Here is an 11,667-nt window from a genome sequence, read left to right as displayed (position 1 = left end):
ACCCCGGACCCGCTGATTAAGAGTCAGCTGCTCTAACCAACTGAGCTAGCGGCGCATGACTCACGCCTTCCGCTGGATCTGAGTCTCGCGGAGGGCGACGAGAAAAATACTACCTGGTCCGGAGGGGTGCTCCGAACCAGCACCGGAGCAGCCGCTAGATCGCCAGGGACAGCAGTACCGGGCCCGCCTCGCGGTTCAGGGTGTCCGCCGCCTGGCGGAGGCGGTGGGCGTGCTCGACCGGGAGGGACAGGGCCAGGCAGCCCACCGAGGAGCCCGCCGTGATCGGGACGGCCGCGCAGACCGTGCCCACCGCGTACTCCTGGAGGTCGAGGTGGGGGACGGTCGGCGGCTGGGTCTCCAGGCGGGAGAGCAGCAGCTTGTCGCTGGTGATGGTGCGCGAGGTGAGGCGGGCCATCTTGTGCCGGGAGAGATGGTCGCGGCGGCCGTTGTGGTCGAGCTGGCCCAGCAGGCTCTTGCCGAGCGCGGTGGCGTGCGCGGAGAAGCGGAAGTCGACCCACTCGTTGACCGCGGGGGTGGTGGGTCCGGCCGCGTACTGGGTGATCGTGACCTCGCCGTCGACGTACCGGCTGACGTAGACCGCCGCGCCGAGGGAATCGCGCAGCCGGTCCAGGGTCCGCTGGATCTGTTCGCGCACCGCCTGGTCCCGGCCGGCCGCGGAGCCGAGCCGGCCCAGGGCCTCGCCGGTGACGTAGGCGCCGTCGGTGAGCTGCTCGACGTAGCCCTCGCGGCGCAGTGTCCGCAGCAGTATGGTCAGGCGCTCGACGCCGAGGCCGGTGCGGCGGGCCAGTTCGGTGTCCGTGACACCGGTGGTGTGTCCCGCGACGGTCTCCAGGATGCGCAGTGCGTCCTGTACCGAGTGGTAGGGAGCGGTCGGCTCGTGCATCAGCGCCACGGTGTTTCTCCCTGCGCTCGCTTTTTGGGCCGTGATACCGGACAGCGAATCCCTTCCACGATAGCTGTCAAACGGCTGATGTGGAGCGGCTGTTGGCGAGATTGTGTCCCTGCTCATGCCCTCCCAACTGGGACGCGGAACCTTTGGCATATGCCTACGGCATGCCACGTGGCGTAGACCTTGGGTGTTCGGTTGTTCACTCGGCGTAGTTGAACAAACGTCAAAGAATCGCGCCGAGAAATTCCCGGGTCCGCCGGTGTTCCGGATCGCCGAAGATCCGCTCCGGCGGGCCCGATTCGATGACCTTGCCCGCGTCGAACATCAGGACCTGGTCGGAGATGTCCCGGGCGAAATTCATCTCGTGGGTCACACAGAGCATGGTGATGTCGGTGGTGCGGGCGATGTCCCGCAGCACGTCGAGCACGCCCGCGACCAGCTCCGGGTCCAGTGCGGAGGTCACCTCGTCGAGCAGCAGCACCTGCGGGCGCATCGCCAGCGCCCGCGCGATCGCGACCCGCTGCTGCTGGCCGCCGGACAGCTGGGTCGGGCGGGCGCCGGCCTTGTCGGCGAGGCCGACCAGGTCCAGCAACTCCAGTGCGCGCGCATCCGCTTCGTCCCTGGGCAGGCCCAGGACGGTGACCGGTGCCTCGGTGATGTTGCGCAGTACGGTCATGTTCGGGAACAGGTTGAACTGCTGGAACACCATCCCGATCTTCTTGCGGATCTCGCGGACCCGCTTCTCGGGCGCGGGGAAGAGCCGCTCCCCGTCGACGGTGATCGTCCCCTCGTCCGGCTCGGTCAGGGTCATCAGCAGTCGCAGGATCGTGGTCTTGCCCGACCCCGAGGGGCCGATCAGGGTGACGTGCCTGCCGGACGCGACGGAGAAGTCGAGGTCGTCGAGCACGGTGTTGGACCCGAAGCGCTTCGTGACGTGGTCCAGGCGGATCAACTCGCTGCCGTCCACCGGGGGGTTGGCGCCTGCGTCGGGATCGTTCATCAGGGGCGTGTCAGTGGACAAGGCGTCGCTCCAGGGCTCGGATCAGCAGAGAGGCGGGGTAGGAGATGAGGACGAAGGCGACCCCGATCACGGTGATGGGCTCGGTGAACCGGTAGTGCTCCTGGGAGAAGAGCCGGGCCTGGCCCATCAGTTCGAGCACGGTGATCACCATCAGGATCGGGGTGTCCTTGAGCATCGCGATCACGTAGTTGCCGAGGGCCGGGACCACCCGGCGGATCGCCTGCGGCAGGATCACGGCCGTCCAGGTCCGGCGCACCGGAAGGTTCAGCGCGGTCGCCGCCTCCCACTGGCCGACGGGCACCGCCTCGATACCGGCGCGGTAGACCTGCATCGTGTACGTCGAGTAGTGCAGCCCGATCGCGAGGACACCGGTGGTCAGCGCGGAGAAGGTCAGCCCCCACTCCGGCAGCACATAGAAGAGGAAGAACAGCTGCACCAGGAGCGGGGTGTCCCGCACGAACTCGGTGACGACCCCAACCGGCCAGCGCAGCCAGCGAGTTGGCGTCCGCATCAGCAGCGCCCACACCAGCCCGAGCCCGAACGAGATCAACGACCCCAGGAGCAGCGCCTGCAGACTGACGGCCAGTCCGTCCCAGAAGTACGGCATGAAGTCGTGTACGGCGTTCCAGTCCCAGTTCACGCGACCCCACCTCCGACCCCCACGGGCCGACCGCCCTTGGACTCGCTGCTCGCGGGCCCCTTGCCGATCCCGGCCCTCAGCTTCTTCTCCAGCCCGCGCATCAGCCGGGTGAGGGTGAAGGCGATCACGAAGTAGATCAGCAGGATGTACGTGTAGATCTCCGCGCTCTGCTGCAGCGCGAGCCGTACCAGGTTGGCGCTGAAGGTGAGATCGCCCATGCCCATGACGGACACCAGGGCGGTGCCCTTGAGCAGTTCGACCAGCAGGTTGTTGAAGGGCGGGATCATCTCCGGCACCGCCTGCGGCAGCAGGATCAGCCGCATCCGCTGCCAGGGTGTGAAGCTGAGCGCGACTCCGCCCTCCTGCTGAGCCGGGTCGACCGCGCCCAGCGCCCCGCGCACGATCTCCGAGCCGTACGCCCCGTAGGTCAGCCCGAGTGCGAGGGTGCCCGCCCACAGCGGGACGAGTTGCCAGCCGAAGGCGACCGGCAGCACGAAGAACACCCAGAAGATCATGACGAGGGCGGAGGTGCCGCGGAACACCTCGGTGTAGAAACCGGCGAGGAAGCGGACGATCCACCGCCGGTGGGTGCGGGCCACGCCGACGACGAAGGATACGGCGGTCGCCAACAGCGCGCTGAGGAAGAGGAGTTGGACGGTGGTCCAGATCCCCTTGAGGACGAGTTCCCAAAGGCCTGAGGTCATCCGCGACAGAGCTCCTTCGCGGTGAGGTCGGTCATCTCGGCCTCGGTGAACCCGAAGGGCCGCAGGATGCGGAACAACTCCCCGCTCTTCTTGAGCAGTTGCAGCTCGACGTTGAAGGCGTCGCGCAGCCTCGACTCGGTCGGGCGGAACGCGAACGCGCCCCCGTCGACCCGCGGTTTCCCGTCGACGAGCGGTGCGAAGGGCCGGGTCGACTCGGCCTTCGCCGACTTCCGCACGACGGCACGGGTGGTGAGCGCCGTACCGGCGAAGACGTCAACACGCCCTGCCTCTACGGCGTTCAGCCCGGCGACCTGGTCCGGGACGATCAGGATGTCGCCCTGTTCGTACCCGGCGTCGACGGCGTGCTGGATCTGCGCGTACCCGGTGCCGGTGGCGAACCTGGCCTTCTTCGCCACGACGTCCTTGTACGTGTGCAGTCCCTTCGGGTTGCCCTTGCGGACCACGAAGGAGTCGAGCACCTGGTAGTCCGGATCGGCGAAGATGACCTGCTCACAGCGCTCCGGGGTCACATACATGCCGGCGGCCACGACGTCGAACTGCTGCGAGTTCAGCCCCGGGATGAGCGAGCCGAACTCGGTGGGCACGGGCTGCACCTTGCCGACGCCGAGCCGCTTGAAAATTGCTTTCGCCAACTGCGGTGCCTCACCGGTCAGTTGACCGTCCCTGTCGATGTACCCGAACGGGATCTCACCCGCTATGCCCAGCCGTACGACGCCCTGCGCCTTCAGCCGGTCGAGGAGATCGCCACCGCCCGCGGCCGACGCGGTGGCCACGCGGCTGCAGCCGGCCGCGCCCAGCGCACCGGCCGCCGCCACCCCGGCGAGCAGTGCCCGACGGGTGTGACCCGGCGCGTGGCCGGATGTGTGTCTGTCTTTCCCATGTGGTGGAGCCATGGGCGCGCGGCTACCCGATCGCAAACGGGTTATGCGCCCCGGATTCCGAACAGCGCGTGCGCCGCCCGCAGCACCAGGTCGTCCCGGTACCGGGCCGCCACAATCTGCATCCCGATGGGCAGCCCGTCCCCGTCGTTCCCCACGGGGACGGTGGCGGCGGGCTGCTGGGTCATGTTGAAGGGGTACGTGAACGGGGTCCAGCCCGTCCAGCGGCGGTACCCGGAGCCCTTCGGGACCTCGACTCCGGCCTCGAACGCGGTGATCGGGAGGGTCGGCGTGACGAGGAGGTCGTAGCGCTCGTGGAACAGGCCCATGCGGCGGCCGAGTTCCGCGCGGACGTCCACCGCCGCCAGGTGGGTCAGCGCGGAGATGCCCGCTCCCGTCGCACAGATCTCCCGCAGTCCGGGGTCGAGCAACTTCCGCTGCCGCGGGGCGAGTTTCTGGGTGCCGCGGGCCGCCCCGCTGAACCACAGCGTGTGGAAGGCGTCCACCGGGTCCGTGAGGTCGGGATCGGTCTCCTCGACGTACGCGCCGAGGGCGGCCAGCCGCTCCACGCCCCGCCGCACCGCCGCCGCGACCGCCGGACGGACCGCGACCTGGCCGCCGAGGGACGGGGAGTACGCGATCCGCAGGCCCTGTATGCCGTGCGCGAGCGCCTCCGTGAAAGATCCCGGCGAGCGGTCCAGGCACGACCAGTCGCGGGCGTCCGGTACGCCGATCACGTCCAGCAGCAGCGCCGCGTCCGCCGCGTCCCTGGTCATCGGGCCGACGTGCGACAGCGTGCCGAACGCGCTCGCCGGGTACAGCGGCACCCTGCCGTACGTCGGCTTCAGGCCGAAGATCCCGCAGAAGGACGCGGGGATACGGACGCTGCCGCCGCCGTCCGTGCCCAGTGACAACGGGCCCGCGCCGAGGGCAACGGCCGCCGCGCTGCCGCCACTTGAACCGCCTGCCGTCCGCGAGGGGTCGTGCGGGTTGCGGGTGATGCCGGACAGCGGGGAGTCCGTGACGCCCTTCCAGCCGAACTCCGGGGTCGTCGTCTTGCCGAGGAACACCGCGCCGTGTTCGCGGAGTCGGGCGACGGAGGGCGCGTCCTCGTCCCAACTGCCCTGCTCCGCAATGGTCCTGGAGCCGCGCAGGGTCGGGGTGCCGCGCTGCAGCAGGATGTCCTTCACGGTGACCGGGACCCCGTCCAGCAGCCCGGCCGGCTCGCCGCGCCGCCAGCGCTCCGCCGACTCGGCCGCCCGCGCCAACGCGTCCTCCGCGTCCAGCCGTACGAACGCGTTCACGACGGGCTGGATCTCCTCCGCCCGGTCGAGGGTCGCGCGGGTCGCCTCCACGGGGCTGAACTCCCGTTTGCGGTAGCCGTCCAGGAGTTCCACGGCGGTCAGCTCGGTGAGTTCGGTCGTCATCCGGCCCTCCAGGCTTGGGAGTTCAGTGACCCGGTACGTACCCGCGCTTCTTGTCGACCACGTTCCGCAGCGGCTTGCCCGCCGCCCAGCGCTCGTACAACTCCACGAACTGCGTGCCGAGTTCGTCCCGCCAGCCGACCGTGTCGCCGCTCATGTGCGGGGAGACGATCAGCCCCGGGACCTGCCACAACGGGCTGTCGGGGGTGAGGGGTTCGGTCTCGAAGACGTCCAGCGCGGCGCCCGCGATCCAGTGCTTGGTGAGCGCCTCCGCGAGCGCGTCCTCCACGACGAGTTGTCCGCGTCCCACGTTGATGAACCGCGCCGAGGGCTGCATACAGCCGAACCGGCGGGCGTCGAACATGCCCCGGGTCTCGTCGGTGAGCGGGGCCGCGGAGATCACCCAGTCGGCGCGGGCCATCAGGCGGTCGAGTTCGCCGGGGCCGTGGATCCCGGTGCGCGGGGTGCGGCCCACGAGCGCGGTCGTCACACCAAGTGCCTTGAGGACGCGGACGATTGCCCGCCCGATCGGCCCGGAGCCGACCACACAGGCACGGGTCCCGGCCACCCGCTGCGCCTCGCGGTGCCGCCAGGTCCGCTCGCGCTGGAGGTCCAGTGTCCTCGGCAGGTCCTTGGCCATCGCGAGGACGAGGGCGGCGACGTACTCGGCGATCGGATCGTCGAAGATCCCGCGCGCGTTCGTCACCACCGTGTCGGAGTCGGCGAGTTCGGGGCACATGAGGTGGTCCACGCCGGCGCTGGCGGTGTGCACCCAGCGCGGTCGCGGACCCTCGCCCGGCCAGGCGGAGCGCACCGCGCGCGAGGCGAAGTCCCACACCAACAGGACGTCGGCGGAGGGCAGTTGTTCCGCGAGTGTCGACGCGTCGGCGTGCTTCACACGCACGCGGCCGGTGAGCTTTCCGAGGCGGGGGAGCGGGTCGGCGTCCAGGACGAGAAGGGTGGGCGGGACAGCGGGAGTTGCGGTCATGCGGAGCCGTTTCTCGCGGAGGACAACCGGGGCGCGGCCGTCTGACATGCGCGGATTGCCCACGCTCGCACTCGAACGCACCTTCGTCAACACGGACGCCCGTACGGACCGTCGTCACCCTGTCTCTCTCGGTGAGGCCGGTGTCGCGCCCCGTCCGGCGGACCGCTCGGGAATAAAGCGGAGACAGCCTCCTGTTAGTCCGACCAGACACCGCACAGCTCACAACAGGAGGCACCCACCGTGGCGGCAGACGACGAGGTCCGGAGCGCGACCGACGAGATCCGGGGTACGGCGCAGGGCACCGCCCCCGTCCCCCTCTCCGTACTGGACCTGGTGACCGTGGGCGCCGGCCGCACCGCCACCGACGCGCTGCGCACCAGCGTGCGGATCGCGAAGCTCGCCGAATCGCGCGGCTTCCACCGCTACTGGGTCGCCGAGCACCACTCGATGCCGGGCGTCGCCTCCTCCTCGCCCGCCGTGATCCTGGCCCACCTCGCCGCCCACACGGACCGCATCCGCCTCGGCTCGGGCGGCGTCATGCTCCCGAACCACGCCCCGCTCGTCATCGCGGAACAGTTCGGCACCCTGGAGGCGCTGGCCCCGAACCGCGTCGACCTCGGCCTCGGCCGCGCCCCCGGCACCGACGGCGCCACCGCGGCAGCCCTGCGCCGGACCGAGCGCCTCAACGAAGGTGCCGACGACTTCCCCGAGCAACTCGCCGAACTCACCCGCTTCTTGGACGACGACTTCCCGGACGGCCACCCCTACGCCCGCATCCACGCGGTGCCGGGCCCGATCCAGTCGACCTCTCCCGGTGGCGTGCAGTCCCCGCACCGCCCCCCGATCTGGCTGCTCGGCTCCTCCGGCTTCAGCGCCCGCCTGGCCGGCATGCTCGGCCTGCCCTTCGCCTTCGCCCACCACTTCTCCGCGCAGAACACCGTCCCGGCCCTCGACCTCTACCGCGAGTCCTTCCGCCCGAGCGCGGTGCTCGACGCGCCGTACGCCCTGATCGGTGTCTCCGCCCTCGCCACCGACGACGAGAAGGAGGCCCGCCGCCAGGTGCTGGCCGCCGCCCTCAACATGGTCCGGCTGCGCACCGGCCGCCCGGGGCTCGTGCCCACCCCGGAAGAGGCCGAGGCGTACGAATTCAGCCCCATGGAGCGGGAGTTCATCACCTCCTGGAACGCCAACGTCATCCACGGCACGGTCGACGAGGTCCGCACCGGCCTCGACGACCTGCAAAAGCGCACGGGCGCCGACGAGTTGATGCTCACGTCCCACGCCCACAACGCCGACCTGCGACTGCGCTCGTACGAACTGATCGCCGACGCCTATGAGTTGACGGCCGGTCAGGAAGCCTGATTGCAGGCCTTCGTCCCCAGCAACTCGGAGATACGATCCGGCGCCACCGGGCGGGAGTACAGCCACCCCTGTCCGGTGTCGCAGCCGATCCGGCGCAGCCGGGAGGCCTGCGCCGAGGTCTCCACGCACTCGGCGGTCACCGACAGGCCCAGCCGGTGGGCGAGTTGGATCATCGCCTCGACGATGACCTCGTCGGCCGGGTTCGGCGGGACGCCCTCGCCCTCGTACTGGAAGCCCCGCACGAAGGACCCGTCCAGCTTCAGGACGGAGACGGGCAGGCGGCTCAGGTACGCCAGGTTCGAGTAACCCGTGCCGAAGTCGTCGATGGCGATGCGCACCCCCATGTCGCTGAGCGCCTGGAGCGCCTGCAAGGGCCGCCCCGCCGAGCCCATCACCGCGGACTCGGTCAGCTCCAACTGGAGGAGACGCGGGGCCAGTCCGGTCTCGGCCAGCACCTCCGCCACGTCCGCCACCAGGTCCGAGTCCCACACCTGACGTACGGCCACGTTGACGCTCACGAAGATCGGCGGCTCGTCCGGGTGGTCGAGCTGCCAACGGCGGGCCTGGCGGCAGGCGGTGACCAGCACCCAGCGGCCGAGCTGCACGATCGAGCCGTCCTCCTCGGCCAGTCCGATGAACCGATTCGGCGTCAGCATGCCGAACTGCGGGTGGTTCCAGCGGACCAACGCCTCGACCCCGCGCAGCCGTCCGTTCTCCATGCCCACCAACGGCTGGTACTCCAGGGTGAATTCACCCCGCTCGATGGCCGGGCGGAGGGTGGAGGCCAGCGCCTGGCGGGTCATGCGGTGCGCGTTGCGCTCCGGATCGAACAGCGTCCAGCGGGACTTGCCGTCCGCCTTCGCCCAGTACAGCGTGGTGTCCGCCGCCTGCATCAGACCGGTGGCCGTCGTACCGGCCGCCTGCCGCTCCACCACCCCGATCGACGCCGACAGCGACAGCCGCTGCCCGGACAGGTCGAAGGGCGCCTGCAGCGCCTTGAGCACCGACTCGGCGAGATCGGCCAGTTGATCGGTGCCGGTCGAGTCCTCGACGAGCAGCGCGAACTCGTCACCGCCGAGCCGCGCCACCAGCGGGGCGGTGGCCCGGGCCTGACCCGCCTCGTCCGCGCACCGCGTCAGCCGCTCCGCGACGGCGGCCAGCAGCCGGTCGCCGACGCGGTGGCCGAGGGTGTCGTTGACCGCCTTGAAGCCGTCCAGGTCCAGATAGCACAGGCCGATCCGCCCGGTGCCGCCCTGCTCGTACGACTCCGCCTCCAGCGCGGCCGACAGCCGTTCGAAGAACAGGGTGCGGTTGGGCAGCCGGGTCACCGGGTCGTGCATCTCCAAGTGCCGTAGCCGCGCCTGGAGTTCACGGCGGTCGCTGATGTCGGTGAGTGACAGCAGCACACCGTGCTCGGCGGCGGGCAGCGGTGCCGCGGTCACCTGCACCCACAGGGAGTGCCCGTCGGGGTGCTTGACCCGGCGGGTGCGGCTCAGCTTGGCCTGCCGGCCGCGCAGCACCTCGCGATAGGCGTGCCAGGTACGGGCGTCCGACCTCAGGTCCACCAGATCGGCCGCGACCAGCCCGGCGAGCGCCGCACCGCCCTTGCCGAGCAGCGCGCCGAACATGTCGTTGGCGCTCACCACCAGCCCGTTGCGATCCACGACGGCCATGGCGAGGGGGGACGCGGAGAAGGCGGACCCGAGCCGGCCGTCCACGGGAAGACTGACACGAGGCGATGCCTCGTCATTACTCTCTGTTACGGCCGGCCGGATGAGGTCTGCCGCGGGTGCCGGCCCTTCGGACGTTCCGCTCACCGCTCGCTCCCGCAGTGCACTCGATCTTCGGATGGGTCTCGTCGGGATGGCCGACCGGGTGGGAGGCCGCCGCGCCGTGTCCGTGCAGGAAAGTGTGCCGATCATAGAGGTTGGCCCCCGGCCCTTCCAGCCACTCTCCAGTGTCCCGGAACAACGGCCCGTTCCGGCAGATCGATTCCGCCCGCACCTGGACGGGTTCGCCAAATGGCCGACCACATGTGACGTTCCGTGAGTGTTTCCGGATGTCAGCCCGGGCGTGTCTCAGCCGTCCCTGGCGTCCCGCTCACTCATCTGGTGCAGATAAACAGGGCGTATCCCAACAAACCATCACAGGCTGGGTGTCGGTGTCCCGCGAACCGCTCCCGGAGGTCCTCGTGCCGTGTCAGCTCCCCCTCAAGGGGCTCTCCCGTGCGGCGCTCAAGGGGCTCGGTCAGTGGCGGACGCGCCCCCGACTGCGCAGCACCGCGGCCGTGTTCACCACGATGTCCGCGCTCGCCGCGACCTCCATCATGTCCAGCCAGTCGGTCGCCGAGCCCTTCTCGTCCACCCCCTGCGCCCTCAAGCGCACCGACGCCCACCACTCCGAGGGCCTGGACACCTGGAACGCCGCCTACCCGCGCCCCGTCCGCCCGCTCGACGCGGTGATGATCTTCCTCTCCTTCCCGGACGCGACCCCGCGGACCACCCCCGCCGAACTGGCCGCCGACCACTTCCCGGCCACCACCCGCTTCTACGAACGCGCCTCCTACGGCAGGTTCACGCTCCGCCCGCACCCGCTGCGGAACTGGATCCGCATGCCGAAGCCGTCGACGTCGTACGCCATACAACGTGACTGGAACCCGGTGAACCGCGCCGCGTATCTCCGCGACGCGCTCGCCGCCGCCGACCCGCAGGTCGACTTCGCGCGCTACGACGTCGTCTACTTCGTGGCCGATCCGGACGCGCCCGGGGTGGACTCGGACGCGACGAAGGTCGTCAACCTGGACGCCCCGCTGCGGGCCGACGGCACAGACATCCGGCGGGTCGTCACCGTGTTCGAGAAGCACCCGCCGGACCGGCTCGTCCTCGCCCACGAGACCGGCCATGTCTTCGACCTGCCCGACCTCTACCACCGGCCGGTGGACGGCAAGGGCGACTGGGACACGTATGTCGGCGACTGGGATCTGATGGGCAGTCAATTCGGCCTGGCCCCCGACCTGTTCGCCTGGCACAAGTGGAAGCTGGGCTGGCTGGATCCGCGCCAGGTCGTGTGCGTACGAGGGGCCGGTGCGACCCGGCTGACCCTGGAACCCCTGGCCGCCGAGCCCCCGACGGCCGGCAACGCCGGATCGCCCGCGTTCGGGCTCGGCCTCGGCGTCAAGCTGGCCGTGGTGCGGACCGGCACCGACAGCGCGCTGGCCTTCGAGGCCCGCAGCCCCGTCGGCAACGACAGCACGGCCTGCAAACAGGGCATCCTCGTCTACCGGGTACGCGACGGCGCGGCCTCCGGAAACGGCCCGATCGAGGTCGTCGACGCCCACCCCCGCACCGAGGCCTGCTGGGAGACCTCGGTCTACCCACCCCTCGCCGACGCCCCGATCGCCCTCGGCGAGACGTTCACCGTGCCCGGCGACAACGTACGGGTGGCGGTGGAGGGACGGACGGATTCGGGGGCCTGGAGGGTGGCGATCACGCCACCGGGGGACCCGAGCTGAAAACCCGGACCATCGGGCGTGGGGGTGTGGGTGGCGAAGCCCCCACAACGCGCGGCGAAGCCGCGCAGAAACAACGATGGCGAGGCCGTTCGCGCTTTCCGCGAACATGCCTCGCCATCGCTAGCGTGCGCCGCCAGGGACTCGAACCCCGGACCCGCTGATTAAGAGTCAGCTGCTCTAACCAACTGAGCTAGCGGCGCCTGCTGAC

General features: G+C 70.2%; 10 protein-coding genes and 1 tRNA gene. 2 read left to right on the top strand and 9 right to left on the bottom strand.

The genetic code is table 11. The features are described from left to right. Window positions 1-154: 154 nt before the first annotated feature. The 7 genes from OC490_RS48545 to OC490_RS48515 all read right to left on the bottom strand — a co-directional run bounded on the left by OC490_RS48545 (window position 155) and on the right by OC490_RS48515 (window position 6,586). Complete coding sequence (locus OC490_RS48545; RefSeq protein ID WP_262064471.1) at window positions 155-913, bottom strand: IclR family transcriptional regulator; 759 nt, start codon at window positions 911-913, stop codon at window positions 155-157. A 220-nt stretch (window positions 914-1,133) separates the two neighbouring features. Beyond that, entirely contained in the window at window positions 1,134-1,910 is a 777-nt protein-coding gene (gene ehuA / locus OC490_RS48540) for an ectoine/hydroxyectoine ABC transporter ATP-binding protein EhuA (protein WP_262064470.1), read from the bottom strand. A gap of 10 nt (window positions 1,911-1,920) precedes the next feature. Then, complete coding sequence (gene ehuD / locus OC490_RS48535) at window positions 1,921-2,571, bottom strand: ectoine/hydroxyectoine ABC transporter permease subunit EhuD (protein ID WP_262064469.1); 651 nt, start codon at window positions 2,569-2,571, stop codon at window positions 1,921-1,923. Beyond that, on the bottom strand, window positions 2,568-3,275 hold the full coding sequence (gene ehuC / locus OC490_RS48530; RefSeq protein ID WP_262064468.1) for an ectoine/hydroxyectoine ABC transporter permease subunit EhuC: 708 nt from the start codon (window positions 3,273-3,275) through the stop codon (window positions 2,568-2,570). Before ehuC ends, ehuD begins: the two co-directional genes overlap by 4 nt. Next, complete coding sequence (ehuB, locus tag OC490_RS48525) at window positions 3,272-4,189, bottom strand: ectoine/hydroxyectoine ABC transporter substrate-binding protein EhuB (protein ID WP_262064467.1); 918 nt, start codon at window positions 4,187-4,189, stop codon at window positions 3,272-3,274. Before ehuB ends, ehuC begins: the two co-directional genes overlap by 4 nt. A 29-nt stretch (window positions 4,190-4,218) precedes the next feature. Next, window positions 4,219-5,601 carry an amidase gene (locus OC490_RS48520; protein WP_262064466.1) on the bottom strand — a complete coding sequence of 461 codons (1,383 nt, stop codon included), beginning with the start codon at window positions 5,599-5,601 and terminating at the stop codon, window positions 4,219-4,221. A gap of 22 nt (window positions 5,602-5,623) precedes the next feature. After that, a complete protein-coding gene (locus tag OC490_RS48515) occupies window positions 5,624-6,586 on the bottom strand; it encodes a D-2-hydroxyacid dehydrogenase (RefSeq protein WP_262064465.1) in 963 nt (320 codons plus the stop codon). Window positions 6,587-6,826: 240 nt separating this feature from the next. On the opposite strand from OC490_RS48515, the gene OC490_RS48510 reads away from it, so the two are divergent. Continuing rightward, window positions 6,827-7,948 carry an LLM class flavin-dependent oxidoreductase gene (locus tag OC490_RS48510; protein ID WP_262064464.1) on the top strand — a complete coding sequence of 374 codons (1,122 nt, stop codon included), beginning with the start codon at window positions 6,827-6,829 and terminating at the stop codon, window positions 7,946-7,948. Here OC490_RS48510 and OC490_RS48505 read toward each other — a convergent pair. Then, complete coding sequence (locus tag OC490_RS48505; RefSeq protein WP_262064463.1) at window positions 7,936-9,765, bottom strand: putative bifunctional diguanylate cyclase/phosphodiesterase; 1,830 nt, start codon at window positions 9,763-9,765, stop codon at window positions 7,936-7,938. The two genes, OC490_RS48510 and OC490_RS48505, sit on opposite strands and share 13 nt — an antisense overlap. A gap of 344 nt (window positions 9,766-10,109) precedes the next feature. Between OC490_RS48505 and OC490_RS48500 the strand changes: the two genes are divergently transcribed. Beyond that, on the top strand, window positions 10,110-11,459 hold the full coding sequence (locus tag OC490_RS48500; protein WP_262064462.1) for a M6 family metalloprotease domain-containing protein: 1,350 nt from the start codon (window positions 10,110-10,112) through the stop codon (window positions 11,457-11,459). Window positions 11,460-11,585: 126 nt separating this feature from the next. Here OC490_RS48500 and OC490_RS48495 read toward each other — a convergent pair. Continuing rightward, a tRNA-Lys gene (locus OC490_RS48495) sits at window positions 11,586-11,659 on the bottom strand. Window positions 11,660-11,667 lie beyond the last annotated feature (8 nt).

This window comes from Streptomyces sp. STR69 (genome assembly GCF_024519455.1).
Classification (GTDB): Bacteria; Actinomycetota; Actinomycetes; order Streptomycetales; family Streptomycetaceae; genus Streptomyces.
The sequence above is the reverse complement of the archived record's forward strand: the minus strand, read 5'-3'. Positions and strand labels throughout refer to the sequence as shown.

What these genes read in the sequence shown, in the direction of transcription:
- ehuA (WP_262064470.1), bottom strand. Translation starts at nt 1,910, where the DNA reads ATGAACGATCCCGACGCAGGCGCCAACCCCCCGGTGGACGGCAGCGAG.
- ehuC (WP_262064468.1), bottom strand. Translation starts at nt 3,275, where the DNA reads ATGACCTCAGGCCTTTGGGAACTCGTCCTCAAGGGGATCTGGACCACC.
- ehuB (WP_262064467.1), bottom strand. Translation starts at nt 4,189, where the DNA reads ATGGCTCCACCACATGGGAAAGACAGACACACATCCGGCCACGCGCCG.
- OC490_RS48520 (WP_262064466.1), bottom strand. Translation starts at nt 5,601, where the DNA reads ATGACGACCGAACTCACCGAGCTGACCGCCGTGGAACTCCTGGACGGC.
- OC490_RS48515 (WP_262064465.1), bottom strand. Translation starts at nt 6,586, where the DNA reads ATGACCGCAACTCCCGCTGTCCCGCCCACCCTTCTCGTCCTGGACGCC.